The 15,272-nt window shown below is 49.7% G+C and carries 14 protein-coding genes; 12 read left to right on the top strand and 2 right to left on the bottom strand.

Annotated elements, in window-relative coordinates:
• Positions 1-349: 349 nt before the first annotated feature.
• Both KJY73_RS05940 and KJY73_RS05945 read right to left on the bottom strand, forming a co-directional pair.
• Complete coding sequence (locus KJY73_RS05940) at positions 350-3,625, bottom strand: S41 family peptidase (RefSeq protein WP_214341337.1); 3,276 nt, start codon at positions 3,623-3,625, stop codon at positions 350-352.
• A gap of 115 nt (positions 3,626-3,740) precedes the next feature.
• Positions 3,741-4,601 carry a DUF72 domain-containing protein gene (locus KJY73_RS05945; RefSeq protein ID WP_214341340.1) on the bottom strand — a complete coding sequence of 287 codons (861 nt, stop codon included), beginning with the start codon at positions 4,599-4,601 and terminating at the stop codon, positions 3,741-3,743.
• Between the two features lie 172 nt (positions 4,602-4,773).
• Between KJY73_RS05945 and aspS the strand changes: the two genes are divergently transcribed.
• From aspS to ybgF, 12 genes are all read left to right on the top strand, one after another.
• Positions 4,774-6,534 carry an aspartate--tRNA ligase gene (aspS, locus tag KJY73_RS05950; RefSeq protein ID WP_214341343.1) on the top strand — a complete coding sequence of 587 codons (1,761 nt, stop codon included), beginning with the start codon at positions 4,774-4,776 and terminating at the stop codon, positions 6,532-6,534.
• A complete protein-coding gene (gene nudB / locus KJY73_RS05955) occupies positions 6,531-6,980 on the top strand; it encodes a dihydroneopterin triphosphate diphosphatase (RefSeq protein WP_214341344.1) in 450 nt (149 codons plus the stop codon). The genes aspS and nudB overlap by 4 nt, the downstream gene beginning before the upstream one ends.
• On the top strand, positions 6,977-7,501 hold the full coding sequence (ruvC, locus tag KJY73_RS05960; protein ID WP_206592897.1) for a crossover junction endodeoxyribonuclease RuvC: 525 nt from the start codon (positions 6,977-6,979) through the stop codon (positions 7,499-7,501). Before nudB ends, ruvC begins: the two co-directional genes overlap by 4 nt.
• Positions 7,502-7,543: 42 nt before the next feature.
• Positions 7,544-8,164 (top strand): Holliday junction branch migration protein RuvA, encoded by a 621-nt coding sequence (gene ruvA / locus KJY73_RS05965; RefSeq protein ID WP_214341346.1) that lies wholly within the window; start codon positions 7,544-7,546, stop codon positions 8,162-8,164.
• A 49-nt stretch (positions 8,165-8,213) separates the two neighbouring features.
• The gene (ruvB, locus tag KJY73_RS05970; RefSeq protein WP_214341347.1) at positions 8,214-9,218 is read left to right on the top strand and encodes a Holliday junction branch migration DNA helicase RuvB; all 1,005 of its coding nucleotides are present in this window, start codon (positions 8,214-8,216) and stop codon (positions 9,216-9,218) included.
• An 863-nt stretch (positions 9,219-10,081) separates the two neighbouring features.
• A complete protein-coding gene (gene ybgC, locus KJY73_RS05975) occupies positions 10,082-10,486 on the top strand; it encodes a tol-pal system-associated acyl-CoA thioesterase (RefSeq protein WP_206592900.1) in 405 nt (134 codons plus the stop codon).
• Positions 10,476-11,162 carry a protein TolQ gene (gene tolQ, locus KJY73_RS05980; protein WP_206592901.1) on the top strand — a complete coding sequence of 229 codons (687 nt, stop codon included), beginning with the start codon at positions 10,476-10,478 and terminating at the stop codon, positions 11,160-11,162. Before ybgC ends, tolQ begins: the two co-directional genes overlap by 11 nt.
• A gap of 8 nt (positions 11,163-11,170) precedes the next feature.
• Positions 11,171-11,593 (top strand): protein TolR, encoded by a 423-nt coding sequence (tolR, locus tag KJY73_RS05985; protein WP_206592902.1) that lies wholly within the window; start codon positions 11,171-11,173, stop codon positions 11,591-11,593.
• Positions 11,594-12,469 (top strand): cell envelope integrity protein TolA, encoded by an 876-nt coding sequence (gene tolA / locus KJY73_RS05990; protein WP_214341349.1) that lies wholly within the window; start codon positions 11,594-11,596, stop codon positions 12,467-12,469.
• Positions 12,469-13,821: a Tol-Pal system beta propeller repeat protein TolB gene (tolB, locus tag KJY73_RS05995; RefSeq protein ID WP_214341351.1), complete on the top strand. Its 1,353-nt coding sequence runs from the start codon at positions 12,469-12,471 to the stop codon at positions 13,819-13,821. Before tolA ends, tolB begins: the two co-directional genes overlap by 1 nt.
• Positions 13,822-13,858: 37 nt before the next feature.
• A complete protein-coding gene (pal, locus tag KJY73_RS06000; protein ID WP_214341353.1) occupies positions 13,859-14,398 on the top strand; it encodes a peptidoglycan-associated lipoprotein Pal in 540 nt (179 codons plus the stop codon).
• Positions 14,399-14,407: 9 nt separating this feature from the next.
• Positions 14,408-15,160 (top strand): tol-pal system protein YbgF, encoded by a 753-nt coding sequence (gene ybgF, locus KJY73_RS06005; protein ID WP_214341357.1) that lies wholly within the window; start codon positions 14,408-14,410, stop codon positions 15,158-15,160.
• Positions 15,161-15,272: the final 112 nt, after the last annotated feature.

Raw genomic sequence — 15,272 nt, forward strand, 5'->3', positions numbered from 1 at the left:
TCCTGTGTGCAGCTGCTTGCCGGATATCGTTGTTTTGTTCTGGATCCTCTTGTCAAAAATGTCGAAAACGAAAATGTTGTCGCAGCATTTTTGCGCTTAAATTTGGTCTGAACCGCATTGCTAAAGGCATGACAGCGGTGACATCCTTGCTTATGAATCATACGCTTAGGTCGACAGAAGCAGACCTTAAAGCGAGTATAGTTAAGATGTAATTAAAAGGTTAAAAAATCTTGATTATTTTTTGTTCAGCCTGGTTGGGGCGTCATTAAGAAGGTCTGAGACGGTGGTTTGTATAGCAGCTTGAATGAGAAAAGGGCAAAAAAAGCCGGTCAGTGACCGGCTTGGTGCGTTACTTCAGCACATCCGCTGCGGGGGTGTTTACATCCGGCAGTGGCTTGCCTTTTAGTTCTGGAATCGGCTCGGCCTTCAGCTGTTTTTCCAGGTAGTCGATGGCATAGCGAAGCTGGGCATCCTGGCCCTTAAATGTCGCATGGGGGAGATTATCGACTTCTATGCTTGGTGCAACACCGTAGCCTTCCACAATCCAGCGTCCGTCCATGGCATATTGGGCAAACTCGGCCACCCGCGCCATGCCGTTATCGGCCAGACGATTGCGACCGGTCAGCCATACGCCCGCACCAGCTGTGCGTTTACCCACAACAGGTGCTAGATTGAGGGTCTTAACGGCGGCGGTAAATGTCTCGCCGTCCGAATAAGTATACTGGTCAGCCAGCACCACCAAATGCCCTCTAAATGCAGACTGCATATTGGTTGACGCTTCTCCTTGGGTGTTTTCCCAGAATGCCCAGGCCTTACGCATCAGCTTCTCAATCAGCCAACTGTCAATATTGCCGCCACGGTTACGCCGAACATCGATAACCAAGCCCTTCTTGTTGTAATTGGCGTAGAATTCGCGGGCAAATTCGGCAATATCATTACCGCCCATGGCATTAATATGCAGATAGCCAAAATCAGGGTTTGCTTGCTCCACTTTGTGGCGATTCTGGCTCACCCAGTCCAGATAGCGTAGTTGGTTGGCATCTCTGTTGCTAACCGGTGTTACCACGGTTTGGTGAGATTTTCCGCCGCGCTTAAGTTCCAGTAAAACCTGCTTGCTGTGCTGATTTCTAAGGGCACTGACCAGTTCACTGATTTGCTTAACAGGCTGTCCATTGACGGCCAGGATAATATCGCCCGGTTTGGCATCAACCCCAGGTTTCGCCAGCGGTGCAGCGCGTTCCGGCAGCTCAGGGTCATGCTGGAAGATATGTGAGATTTCCAGTCCTTTGCTGGTTTGTGTGAACCTGGCCCCCAGGGAGGCGGCACGAGGACGCTCGCTGGCGTTGGGGACGTCTCCGCCGTATACCTGTGAATGCAGGGTATTAAGTTCACCCATCATTTGGGCAAATACGTCGTTAAGTTCGTAGCGATCGGTGACCCGCTTCAGCAAAGGCTGGTATTTATCTTTCACTGCTGCCCAATCAAGACCGCGCATACGCTTATCAAACAGCGAGTCACGGTGCATCAGCCAGGCATCATGGAACATCTGTTGCCATTCCTCACTGGGATTCAGCAGCATTTGCCAGTCTTGGCTATTGAGTTTACTTTGGCTGGTATCGCTCGGAAATTTCTGTTTGGCATCCACGATAAAGATATTGGCATTGTCTGCACCGTCTTGCCGCACCAGCATTTTCTTGCCGTCAGTGGACAGGGCAAACTCTGCTACGCCCTCTTTAAAGGTTTCCAGCTTAGCTTGCGGGTTGATCTCAATGGATTTTATCACCGGCTTGCTGCCGGGTTCGCTGATTTGGTCAAGGACATACAAGTAGTCCTTATTTGCTTGCAGCCCCTTATAGTTACCGGCGGGAACGCTGACCTGCCAAAGCCGCTCGCTAATGCCCTGCCAGTCCAGTTGTGACGCTTTCTTGTCCTCTTTACTGTCTTTATCCTTTTTATCTTCATCGATGTTTTTTTCCAAGCCGGCTAACAGCTCATCATTGGCCTGAAAAGGGAAACGTGCCTTAGCATCGAGTGCGTAAGCAAATATCTGGCTACGCCGGTCGAAGGCCGGGCCCATATTGCGATCGCCCCAGGGCGAGTTTGGTGTAGCAACAAAATGGCGGTTAGACAGGAAATACAACCAGTTGCCATCTTGGCTGAAGGCTGGCGCATACGACTCGTATTTTTCGGAAGTGAGAATTTGCGAACGCTGCTTTTTGACATCAAACAGGGTGATTTGCCCACGATCTTTTCCTAAACCTGTGCCAGCAATGGCCAGCAGACTGCTGTCCGGCGACCAACTAAGGCTGGCTATAGGTGAAAGGCCCGCATAACCACTGAGTATTTTGCGGTTTTTACCACTGACGATATCCAGCAGCCAAACATTGCCTTTTTTGTCATCGTGGACCAACGAATTACCGTCAGGCGACAAGCTTAGATTCCAGCGATAGGTGTTGCCATCTTGGGTTAGTTGCTTGGCATCGCTTGAGCCGTCGGCGGCGTAGCGCCAGATTTCCATCTCGCCGCTGGCATCATTAAAGGCGTATACCCACTTTCCGTCGTGACTAAGCAGAGCATTGCGGCTGCGTGAGTTTTTCGGGGTGGCGATCTCAACCAGACGAGACTTATCAATGCCGGATATGGCAATACGCCCTCTGGCGGTCAATACGGCTTTTTCTTGTTCGCCGGCTAGGCTGGTGGAGGTCAGGTAACGCAGGGGCTTGTTTTCCCAGTGTTCACGCAGGTTGGGAAAATCCGAGGTGAGATCCAATGGCAGTTTTTGTGTTGTGCCAGTGGCGAGGTTCAGCAGTTGCAAGTCGGCACCCAACTGGAACACCAGGTTATCACCGCTGAGACTGGCATGACGTACGGCTAAATTGGTGAACTTAGTAACTTGTTCGGTGCCGGAACCATCCAGGTTCATGCGCCAGATATTATCGTTACCGCTGCTATCAGAAATAAAATACAGTTTGTTGTTATGCAGCATAGGACGGCGTACAGAACCATCATGGCTGGCGGTCAGCGCGGTGGCCTCCTGGTCTTTGCCTGGTATGAAATGCCAAAGCTCGCCGGTCGCACCGCCCCGGTATTGACGAGTATTATCGGCAGACACTTGCAACCCAAACTGACTGAAATACAAATGCTTGCCTGTGTCATCCAACACCCCGTCCACGGCGTCGGCTACTTCCAGTTCAGTGACCTTAAGATTATCAGGGTTCACTTTTAACAGGTTCCAGCTAAATGACATGCCGGCTCGTCCCGTGGTGCTGTACAGTACCTCGCCTGAGGCTGTCCAGCCGTGCACTTTTACCTGCGTCTGTTCGAACGTCAGACGCTTGGCCAGCCCACCTTCAATAGGCAGCATGTAAACTTCATTGGCGCCGTCATAATTTGCCACAAAGGCCACATATTTGCCGTCTTTGGAGAGGGCCGCCATGGTTTCTTCTGCAGGGTGGGTGGTTAGGCGTCTGGCCTGTGGCTGATTGATACCCGCTACCCATAGATCGCCTTCCGCGGTAAATACTAGTGTATCGCCTGCTAGCGCTGGAAAACGGTAATAGCCTTCTGTTGCATTTGCCAAAGTGCTGACGCCAAACATCAGGCTGAATAAGAGTTTTATCTTCATTAGGTGTCCTTGATGGCATTTGTTACATGCCTTTTCATTATTACTGCAGGTAAGCCTATGGCAGACGAGCAGGCTTGTGAACACTGACCTGTATGAAAACTGTAACAGACGCTAACTAAAACAGACTACTCTGGCTGGCCTGACGTGGTAGGTTGACAGTGAAAGGTGAGTTCTTGTTAGGCCAATCCTGAAAAAACTGTTCGGCCAGCCAGGGGGCATCACTGTTATCTGCCAGGTGGAAAAACACAAAAGGAGTTCTGCCTTCATCCAGCCATTGCTGCAGTTTACTGTGCCAGCTTTGGTAAAACTGACGGTTGGCAAGCATATCCGGATGGCCAACAAACCGCACTACGGGGTGCGCTCCGGTGGCAATCACATTGACCGGCACCCGTGGCTTTTTCATTTTCACCTCACCCAGCAGGCCGGTATTACCCTTGGCGCTGAATAGCCCACGGGTATCCATAATGACGCGATTGACTCCGTTATCTAGCAGTAACCTGTTGAATTGGCGCTCTTCGTCACCTTTGGCAAAAAACGCCGGGTGGCGCACTTCCACCGCGTAAACAAAGTCGTCCGGCAGTCGTTGTAAAAAGTGCTGTAAACGTGGCAGGTAGCGGGGACCAAAATGGGCGGGTAGTTGCAACATCAAACAGCCAATTTGTGTCGCCATAGGCCGAAACCGGGCCAGAAAATCTAAAGTTTGCTGCTCTACATCCTGCAGTAATTGATGGTGACTAATGCTCTGATGAAACTTAAAGCAAAATTTAAAGCGCTCGGGAACACTTTGCTGCCAGCGCCGCAGATTGGCTTCATCGGGAATCTGATAAAAACTGGTATTACCTTCAACAGAATTAAACAACCGGCTGTAATGGTAGAGGCTTTGTGCCGATGGCGTGGCGGCGGGGAAAATGCTGCCAGACCAAGCATCCATATGCCACATGGGGCAGCCGGCAAATAGCAATGAAGAAGATGGCATGGCATTCCAGACTGACGACAACGGCCAGGCAGTTTAACAAAGTATCAGGTGATGACAGAAGCCTGCGTGACACCTCGCATATTCGTTTGGTTTGGGTATACTATGCGGCCTTTGGTTTCGGCTTTTTTTATCGGCCAGTTCAGGGCCGTTTTTGTAGGACAAGGTTTTATTCATGCGCACAGATTATTGCGGCAATATCAATGCATCCTTTGTTGGTCAGGAAGTAACCCTGACAGGTTGGGTAAATCGTCGACGTGACTTAGGTGGCGTTATTTTCCTCGATTTGCGTGATCGCCAGGGCGTAGTACAAGTCGTGTACGACCCTGATTTGGCAGAGGTTTTCGAACAAGCCAATAAAGTGCGTAACGAATTTTGTGTGCAGATCCGAGGCTTAGTGCGTGCCCGTCCGGAAGGTCAGGTCAATAAAGACATGAGCACTGGGGAAATTGAGATCTTGGGCAAAGCGCTGACAGTGCTAAACAAAGCCGCCCCTTTGCCACTGGATTTTAATCAGGAAAACTCTGAAGAGCAGCGTTTAAAATACCGTTATCTGGATCTGCGTCGCCCTGTCATGACTCAGCGCCTGATGTTCCGCGCTAAAGTAACAGGTGCGGTGCGTCGTTATCTGGAAGACGAGGGTTTCCTGGATATTGAAACCCCGATCCTGACCAAAGCGACGCCGGAAGGTGCTCGCGATTACCTGGTACCCAGTCGCACCCATAAAGGTGAGTTTTTTGCCCTGCCACAATCACCACAGCTGTTTAAACAGCTGCTGATGATGTCGGGTATGGATCGCTACTACCAGATTGTTAAGTGCTTCCGTGACGAAGACTTGCGCGCCGATCGCCAGCCTGAGTTTACCCAGATTGATATCGAGACTTCTTTCCTCGATGCAGATGGCGTGATGGCCATTACCGAACGAATGATTCGCGGCTTGTTCAAAGACCTGCTGAATGTAGATCTCGGTGACTTCCCGCGTATGACCTATGCCGACGCCATGCAGCGCTACGGTAGTGATAAGCCGGATTTGCGTAACCCACTGGAGCTGGTGGATGTGGCAGACCTGGTTAAGGATGTCGAGTTTAAGGTATTCAGTGGTCCGGCTAATGATGCCAAAGGCCGTGTGAGTGTTATCCGAGTTCCCGGTGGAGCTAGTTTGTCTCGCAAGCAGTTGGATGACTACGGTAATTTTGTCGGGATCTACGGTGCTAAAGGCCTGGCCTGGTTAAAAGTGAACGACAAGGCCGCAGGTCTTGAAGGTTTGCAGTCTCCTATTCTTAAATTCCTCGGTGAAGAAGTGGCGAATGCCTTGTTGGCGCGCACGGGTGCTGAAACCGGTGATATCCTGTTGTTTGGCGCTGATTCTGCCCGTGTGGTCACCGAAGCCCTGGGCGCTCTGCGTCTCAAGTTGGGTGAAGACTTGAACCTGCTACAAGGTGAGTGGCGCCCTTTATGGGTGGTGGACTTCCCAATGTTCGAGGAAGTAGATGGCAATTTGTACGCCCTGCATCATCCGTTTACCGCGCCGCGTGGTATGACCCCAAAACAACTAGCTGCCGATCCGCAAAATGCCATATCCAATGCCTACGATATGGTACTAAACGGTGTGGAATTGGGCGGTGGCTCGGTGCGTATTCACGACCAGGCCATGCAGGCAGAAGTGTTCCGTATTTTGGGTATCAGCGATGAAGAAGCTGAGCTTAAATTCGGCTTCCTGCTTGAAGCGCTGCGCTACGGTGCGCCGCCACATGCTGGCTTGGCTTTTGGTTTAGACCGTATGGTGATGCTGATGGTGGGCGCAAGCTCTATTCGTGACGTGATGGCCTTCCCCAAAACCACCACCGCGGCTTGTCCGTTGACTGACGCGCCGTCCCCTGCCAATCCTGATGCACTGAAAGAACTGGCTATCCAGACTGTTAAAACCAGCCAATGAGTTTTAAACAGCCGCGCTCGGTGCTGGTGGTGATATACGACCAGCATCACCGGGTGCTGGTGATGCAGCGTCTGGATGATGCCAATTTCTGGCAATCGGTCACCGGCTCTATGGAGCCGGATGAGCATCCTTTCCAGACCGCTTTGCGCGAAGTGCTGGAAGAAACGGGTATTGATGTTGCGCACCTTGGTTATCAACTGGTGGATTGTGCTATTACCAACGAATATGAAATCCGTCCAGCCTGGCGTCACAGATACGCGCCAGGCGTGACCACCAACACTGAATACGTGTTTAGCCTGAAGGTGAAACCCAACCAAGCCATTGAACTTAGCGAGCACAGTGATTTTCTGTGGCTACCCTGGCAGGATGCAGTGGATAAGGTGTGGTCGCAAACCAATCGTAAGGCAATTCAACAACTGGCCTGCACTTGGGAGCAAGACCAGTGAGTATCATTTTGGGTATCGACCCAGGTTCAAGGATCACCGGATATGGCGTAATACGTCAGGTAGGCGGCAAATTTGAGTATTTAGGCAGTGGCTGTATTCGTTTGCCAGAGGGCGCGTTACCCGAGCGCCTGCAGCTTATTTACAATGGCATCACCGAGCTAATCACTCAGTATCAACCCACCCAGATGGCGGTTGAGCAGGTGTTTCTGGCGCGAAATCCGGACTCTGCACTCAAGCTTGGCCAAGCCAGGGGCGCGGCAATTGTGGCGGCGACCAATCAGGGATTGTTGGTCTCTGAATACTCGGCGCGGCAAATCAAACAAGCGGTGGTCGGCAAAGGCAGTGCAGTCAAAGAGCAGGTTCAGCATATGGTCACCTACTTGCTCAAATTACCCGGTAAACCTCAGGCAGATGCGGCGGATGCCTTGGCGGTGGCGTTATGCCACGGTCATACCAGCCAAAGCTTGATAAAGCTGGCCGGGCAGGCGAGTAAAACGGTAAGGGGCCGATTGCGCCGCTAAGCCAGGTTGAGTGGCGCAAGATATAAATAGTAGGAAATAACAATGATAGGCAGAATTCGCGGCACACTAATTGAGAAACAGCCCCCTGAAGTACTTATTGAAGTGGGTGGTGTGGGTTATGAAATCCAGATGCCCATGACCAGTTTTTACCAGCTTCCGGAGCTTGGCAAAGAGGCTGTGGTATACACCCATTTTGTGGTGCGGGAAGATGCTCAGCTGCTGTTCGGATTTGCCAGCAAAGCCGAACGGGCTTTGTTCAGAGAGCTTATCAAGGCCAATGGTGTTGGGCCTAAGCTGGCACTGACCATTTTATCGGGTATGTCGGCCAGCCAATTTGTCATTTGCGTGCAAAATCAGGATGTCAGTGCACTGATAAAACTGCCTGGGGTAGGGCGTAAAACCGCTGAACGTCTGTTAGTTGAGCTCAAGGACAGGTTGAAGCATTTCCTTGGCGACGATGAGCAAGCCTTTACCCTTGCCTCACAAACCGGACCGGTAGAGAATACTTTTGTGGTATCGGATGATCCTCGAGATGAGGCAATCAGTGCCTTAGTTGCTTTGGGGTATAAAACAGCGCAAGCGGAAAAAACCGTCAAGTCTTTGTACAAAGAGGGTGTAAGTTCTGAGCAGCTAATCCGCGACGCATTGCGTTCTATGCTTTAATGCCGTTGCCATCCACATTTCAGCCACGCATGAGTGAGATGCCTAAAACATGATAGAAGCCGACAGACTGATCCAGCCTACTGCCAGAGAAGAAGATGAAGCGGTAGATCGTGCCATACGTCCCAAAATGTTGGCCGATTATACTGGCCAGGATCATGTGCGTGAGCAAATGGAAATCTTTATTCAAGCTGCCAGAAAGCGTCAGGATGCGCTGGATCACTTACTTATCTTCGGCCCACCTGGACTTGGCAAAACCACATTGGCAAATATTGTTGCTAATGAGATGGGGGTGAATATTAAAACCACCTCCGGTCCTGTGCTGGAAAAAGCCGGAGACCTGGCGGCGCTGCTCACCAATCTTGAAGCCCATGACGTGTTGTTTATTGATGAAATTCACCGTCTGAGCCCTGTAGTGGAAGAGATTCTTTATCCGGCCATGGAAGACTATCAGTTGGATATTATGATTGGTGAAGGGCCAGCGGCCCGTTCTATCAAACTCGACCTGCCACCTTTTACCCTGGTTGGGGCTACTACCCGTGCCGGTTCGTTAACGTCGCCGCTCCGTGACCGCTTCGGTATTGTTCAGCGCCTGGAGTTTTACAATGTGCGCGATCTGACGCAGATTGTGCAGCGTTCGGCCAATTACCTGAATTTAAACATGCAGGAAGAAGGCGCGCTTGAGGTGGCCAGACGGGCCAGAGGGACCCCACGTATTGCCAACAGATTGCTACGCCGGGTGCGGGATTATGCAGAAATCAAAGCCGATGGAGTTATCTCTGCCCAAGTAGCGGCCAAAGCATTGGACATGTTGGATGTCGACAAGGAAGGCTTTGATTACATGGACAGAAAACTACTGAATGCCATTATCGACAAGTTTTCCGGTGGGCCTGTGGGGTTAGATAACCTGGCTGCCGCGATTGGTGAAGAGAAAGATACGATAGAAGATGTGATAGAGCCCTTCTTAATTCAGCAAGGATTTCTACAGCGCACCCCCCGTGGACGTATAGCCACCCAAAGAGCCTTCCTGCATTTGGGCTTTGATGTTCAAGGTTAGAGGTTGGGAGTGACTCAGAGGTGTCGGGCTCAGGTCCGACTCTCTGTGAAGCGGTAAACCAACAACAGATAACAACCGCCTAGCTATTTTGCCCGAGTTGGGAAAGTCTGGATAAATATTGACGTATCAATACGTTAAGCCAGAATTTCACGCCTTACGCCTTACGCCTTACGCCTTACGCCTTACGCCTTACGCCTTACGCCTTACGCCTTACGCCTTACGCCTTACGCCTTACGCCTTACGCCTTACGCCTTACGCCTTACGCCTTACGCCTTACGTTTAAAACAGGCAAAAAAAAGCCCACCTAAAAGGTGGGCAAAAGCAACAAGTGTTGAAGGAAAAGGAAAACTCTTCCAGGGAACATGTCAACAGGAGATGTGACAAATGCATCTGGCTCTCAAAGATGAAACATCGTGCGCTAGCTCAGAATACGAAGTGTATTTTACGGCTTTACGGTGATTGCACAATTGAGTTTTTCTGTCATTTATCATTAGTAAAACTAATGTGTAAACTTGTTGTTTAAATTTGTTATTGTAATTTTTCTGAAATAATCACTTCTAACGCCTTTAAAAACGCGACCTTGCTGTTTTGTCTATTTTACAATCTATTAAAAATACTATCGGATTTACCTTTGGTTATGGCTTTATGCAGTGTAGGTAAATAGATATGCAGTTATATATCATAAAGATGGATTTTCTGAGACTGTGCAAGACACCAATTCGCGCTCAATGCACATAGAATAAGGGCTTAGCATCTTTGTTTATTGGTATAAAAAAACATCAGTTGCGACAGTTTACCCGTTACAGAGGGTAGTCGGTCTTGGTATGCTAGGGGCTGAATGATAACTTTTGGAATAACTAGCGGTGACGACGCATATTCATGAAATCCGTGTGTATTATGAGGACACGGATGCTGGAGGCATAGTGTATTATGCCAACTACCTGAAGTTTTTAGAGCGTGCCAGAACCGAATGGTTGCGGGCTTTAGGTATAGAACAAGACAAGTTATTGGAACAATCCATAGGTTTTGTCGTCAAACGGGTGGAAGTGGATTATCAGGCGGCTGCCAGGTTTAACCAACTACTGCGGGTTGAATCTCAGATAACTGAGATAAAACGAGCCAGCTTGCTATTCCAGCAAAGGATCTTAGATCAGAATAACAACGTATTAGTGCGCGCGTCGGTGAAGGTGGTTTGTGTCAACCTGGTTGAGATGAAACCTATCGGCATACCGGAATTTATTTTAGGGGAACTGTCCAGTGTCAGGTGAAATGTCTGTATTTGGCTTATTTATGCAAGCCAGCTTGTTGGTCAAACTTGTTATGCTGTTGTTGCTGGCGACGTCAGTTGTGTCTTGGGCATTTATCTTTCAACGTAGCAAAGCGCTGAAGTTCGCTCAGGCCGAAGTTCGAAAGTTTGAAGATAAGTTTTGGTCTGGTGGTGATTTAAACCGCTTGTTCCAGGAAATTTCAGCACGAAATCAAGTATCCGGTATGGCGAGTTTGTTTGTGGCCGGTTTTAAAGAATTTGCCCGTTTACGCAAAAGTGCTGCTGCCTCACCACAAGCCGTCATGGACGGTACTTACCGGGCCATGCGGGTTGTATTGTCCCGAGAAGTTGATTCATTAGAAAGCCATTTGCCCTTTTTAGCCACGGCTGGCTCTATCAGCCCCTATATCGGTTTATTTGGTACTGTTTGGGGCATTATGACTGCCTTTATCGCCTTGGGAGAAGTGCAGCAGGCCACCTTGGCCATGGTTGCCCCTGGTATTGCGGAAGCTTTGATTGCAACGGCTATGGGCTTATTCGCTGCCATACCGGCAGTTATTGCCTACAACCGCTTCAGCCATCAGGTTGAGAAGCTGGAAAACAGCTATGCCAACTTTATGGAAGAGTTTTCCAGTATTCTGCATCGCCAGTCTCACGCCAGCGAAAGCGCAGCCTAGGAGCGGATATGTACGAGAGAAAGCGTCGCCGCCCCGTCTCGGAAATTAACGTCGTTCCTTATATTGACGTCATGTTGGTACTGTTGATCATTTTTATGGTGACAGCACCCTTGGTGACACAAGGCGTAAAAGTAGAGCTGCCCAAAGCCTCTGCAGAAGCACTGTCTGACGACTCTAAGCCACCAATCATTGCGTCTGTAAATATGGATGGCGAGTACTTTTTAAATGTTGGTGGAAATCCCGATAAGCCCATGGCAGCAGATGAATTGGCTGCTCTGGTGGCTGAACAGTTAAAGCTGCAACCTGAGGCGCCAGTTGTTGTTAAGGGCGATGGCAGAGTGGCATACAACCAAGTGGTTCAGTTGATGGTACTGTTACAACAAGCGGGCGTGCCTTCTGTTGGTTTGATGACGGATTCCACGGAGCAGTAGATGGACAAGTTGAAGATTTCCCTATGGAAATCCGTTGCTCTGCATTTGGTACTTGTTGTGCTGCTCGCTGTCAGTGTGAATTTTCATACACCTATGCCAACCCCGGATTTACCTCAGGTAAATGTGGTGCAGGCCGTCGCTATTGATAAGGCGGTAATTGATGCGCAAGCTAAGCGAATACAGGACAAGAAGGACGCAGAGAAGCGCGCTGAACAACAGAGACTGGCGGATATAGAGCGTAAAGCCAGGGAAGCGGAGAAAAAACGTCAGCAAGAAAAAGAGCGGGCGCGCCAACTTGAACTAGATAAAAAGCGTAAGGCCGATGAAAAGCGCAAGGCTGAAGCGGCTGCGGCCGAGGCTAAACGTAAACAGGCAGAAGAGAAAAAGCGTGCGGAGCAAGCTGAAGCCGAGCGTAAGCGTAAGGAGCAAGAGCGCTTAAAGGCGGAGAAGGCTGCCAAAGAAAAACGCGAGCGTGAAAAGAAAGCGGAAGATGAGCGTAAGCGTCGGGAAGCACAAGAACGCGCTGAGATGGAAAGGCAGATGCAGGAACAATTGCAGGCGGAACAGGCTGCTCAGCAGCGCCGTCGTAGCCAGCAAGTGCTAACTGAATTGCAAAAATATACGGCGCTGATTAAACAAACTATTCAGCGCAACCTGATAGTGGATCAATCCATGAAAGGGAAATCCTGCCGACTGAACATTCGTCTTGCTTCGAATGGACTGGTGACGCAGGTTCGGGTGTTAAATGGCGATGCGATTTTATGCCGGGCGGCACAAACCGCCGTTTATAAGGCCGAGACATTGCCCGTATCGCCCGAGCCGGACGTATATGAAAAGCTTAGAGATATTAACTTAACCGTAGAGCCAAATCTGTGATGAAAAAACTGTTATTTGCTGCTGTGGCATATCTATGTTGTGCCCTGAATGCTAATGCAACGCTGGAAATTGTCATTACCGAAGGTATTGATACGGCCAGGCCTGTTGCTATAGTGCCCTTCCAATGGAAAGGGCAGGGACCTATGCCGCTGAGTTTGTCCGAGGTAATTTCCGCCGACTTGGCCAGAAGTGGTAAATTCAATCCGATTAAAACCGCCAATATGCCGCAAATGCCGAGCCGAGATGGTGAGGTGGACTATGCCGCTTGGGCCAGTAAGGGCATTGAGGCAATTCTGGTGGGTAAAGTTGAAGAGCAGGGAATTGACCGTTTTTTGGTATCTTTTGAACTGATTGATGTACTGCGTGGCCAGATTACCGGTGGCAAAGCCCAAGTGTTGAGTAACGGTAAACTGGTCGGCAGTAGCGATCATATTCTGGCCAATCGTCAGCATGCTATAGACGGAAATAGCTTCCGGCAGCATGCTCACCGTATCTCTGATATCGTTTATGAAAAACTAACCGGTGAACGTGGTGCATTTTTAACCCGTATTGCTTACGTTATTGTGCGCGACAGAGCCCAAGAGCCTTTCCCGTATCAGTTGGTAGTCGCAGATTATGACGGATTCAACGAAACCGTTTTACTGCGCTCGAAAGAGCCTTTGATGTCGCCGGTGTGGTCTCCTGATGGCAGTAAGCTGGCGTATGTGAGTTTTGAGAATCATCGCTCACAGATATATATTCAGGATATTTATACCATGAGCCGCACCCGGATCACCGATTTCCCTGGTATTAACGGGGCACCCCAGTTCTCGCCAGATGGTAAGAAATTGGCGATGGTACTGTCTAAAGATGGTAACCCAGATATCTATATTATGGATTTGGCCAGCCGACAGCTTCGTCGCCTGACAGACAGTCGTAATATCGACACCGAACCAAGCTGGACACCCGATGGGCAAAACATCATCTTTACCTCAGAACGGGGTGGTAAACCTCAGTTATATAGCGTAAATTTAGGCTCGGGCAAGGTTCGCCGCTTGACTTTTGAGGGAGAGATGAACCTGGGGGCTACGGTCACGCCCGACGGCAAGGAAGTGGTGATGGTTAATCGCACTAATGGTAACTATCACATTGCAAGATTAAGTATGTCGTCCGGTTTGATGCAGGTGCTGACCAAGACTTATCTTGATGAGTCACCCAGTATTGCGCCGAACGGCAGTATGATAATATACAGTACCCTGCATAACAGAAAGCAGGTACTGTCGCTTGTATCGTTGGATGGGCGCTTTAAGGCAAGGTTACCTGCGGCTAATGGACAGGTTAAATCACCAAGCTGGTCGCCGTTTTTAATGTAATTTGTTAAAACCTTTGAAAACAATAAGGATCACGAGAATGCAACTAAACAAAGTATTCAAGGGCGTCATCATTGCTCTGCCAGTTATCACTCTGATGGCTTGTTCTTCCAGCAGCCAGGTTGATGATCAAGCGTCAACAAATCAGACTCAAACCAGCGCAGGACAAGAATCTTCTAACGTGCAAACCGGTACTGTTGAGCGTGTGAAAACTCCTCAAGAGCTGGCTCGTGAAGAGTTGGATGCACTGCAAAATGAACAAATCGTGTACTTTGACTTTGACCGTTCTACCATTGGTTCTGAGTACTACGGTATTCTGGACAAGCATGCGGCATTCCTCGTCAAAAACCCTGGTCAGCGTGTAACAGTTGAAGGCCACTGTGACAGCCGTGGTACCCCTGAGTACAACATTGCATTGGGTGAGCGTCGTGCTAAGTCTGTTGCTACCTACCTGCAAAACGCCGGTGTAAGCAGCTCTCAGATTTCAGTGGTGTCTTACGGTGAAGAGAAACCTCTGGATCCAAGCCTGACCGAAGCGGCGTTCGCTAAGAACCGTCGCGGCGTATTGGTTTATCGTTAAGTTTTGACGATGATTAAGCGCCACGTAGCCTTAGTCGCAACCTTTATGGGAGCCGCCGTTTGTGCGGCTCCTGCGCCCGTGACCGATGTAACTTCCGGCAGTTTGGAAAGTCGTATGGCTGCGCTGGAAAGAATGGTGGATGCCAGGACCAATGCTCAGCATTCTGTTCAAGCTCAGTTAGACCAGTTGCAGAACGAGGTTAACGATTTGCGCGGGGTAGTGGAATTACATAGCCACAAGCTTGAGCAAATTCTAGAGCGTCAGCGCGAGCTGTATCTTGAAATTGATAAACGCATTGATGCGGTTATGAAAAGACCTGTTGCTGGTCAGTCAGACTTTTCTACTTCTGCTGCTGATACAGGGCCGGCGGCTGGCTCAATGAGCGAGCAAGAAGCTTATGACAGAGCGGTAAATCTGATTCTACGGGACAAGCAGTACGATCAAGCCATTCCCGAATTTGAGGCCTTTCTGAGAGCCTATCCGAATTCCGGTTTTGCTGCTAACGCCAGGTACTGGTTGGGGCAATTACTGTTTAACAAACAGGATTGGAGTGGTGCTGCTAGCCATTTTGAACGGGTTATTAGCGAATTTCCTGATTCCAACAAGCGTGCCGACTCCTTGCTGAAGTTAGGAATGATTGCTCAGAATCAGTCAAATCTTGCCAGGGCACAGCAGCTTTATGAGCAGGTTGTGCGGGAATATCCTGACTCTTCGGCCAGAAAGTTGGCAGAACCTAGGCTTCGTACGCTTAAAGCCAATTAACTGTAAGTTGCAAATCTCATTGAACGCCGCAGAGTGCCACTCTGGGGCGTTTTTTTATGCCCGGTAGACGGCAAACCAGCTTCTCTCTATTCCCTCTGTGTGCAGTTCACAC

Origin of the sequence: Bowmanella yangjiangensis, assembly GCF_018531185.1 — a bacterium.
Classification (GTDB): domain Bacteria; phylum Pseudomonadota; class Gammaproteobacteria; order Enterobacterales; family Alteromonadaceae; genus Bowmanella; species Bowmanella yangjiangensis.

Excerpts from the sequence above, each read along its gene's own strand:
- KJY73_RS05940 (WP_214341337.1), bottom strand. The coding sequence starts at position 3,625 with ATGAAGATAAAACTCTTATTCAGCCTGATGTTTGGCGTCAGCACTTTG.
- KJY73_RS05945 (WP_214341340.1), bottom strand. The coding sequence starts at position 4,601 with ATGCCATCTTCTTCATTGCTATTTGCCGGCTGCCCCATGTGGCATATG.
- aspS (WP_214341343.1), top strand. The coding sequence starts at position 4,774 with ATGCGCACAGATTATTGCGGCAATATCAATGCATCCTTTGTTGGTCAG.
- nudB (WP_214341344.1), top strand. The coding sequence starts at position 6,531 with ATGAGTTTTAAACAGCCGCGCTCGGTGCTGGTGGTGATATACGACCAG.
- ruvA (WP_214341346.1), top strand. The coding sequence starts at position 7,544 with ATGATAGGCAGAATTCGCGGCACACTAATTGAGAAACAGCCCCCTGAA.
- ruvB (WP_214341347.1), top strand. The coding sequence starts at position 8,214 with ATGATAGAAGCCGACAGACTGATCCAGCCTACTGCCAGAGAAGAAGAT.
- tolR (WP_206592902.1), top strand. The coding sequence starts at position 11,171 with ATGTACGAGAGAAAGCGTCGCCGCCCCGTCTCGGAAATTAACGTCGTT.
- tolA (WP_214341349.1), top strand. The coding sequence starts at position 11,594 with ATGGACAAGTTGAAGATTTCCCTATGGAAATCCGTTGCTCTGCATTTG.
- tolB (WP_214341351.1), top strand. The coding sequence starts at position 12,469 with ATGAAAAAACTGTTATTTGCTGCTGTGGCATATCTATGTTGTGCCCTG.
- pal (WP_214341353.1), top strand. The coding sequence starts at position 13,859 with ATGCAACTAAACAAAGTATTCAAGGGCGTCATCATTGCTCTGCCAGTT.
- ybgF (WP_214341357.1), top strand. The coding sequence starts at position 14,408 with ATGATTAAGCGCCACGTAGCCTTAGTCGCAACCTTTATGGGAGCCGCC.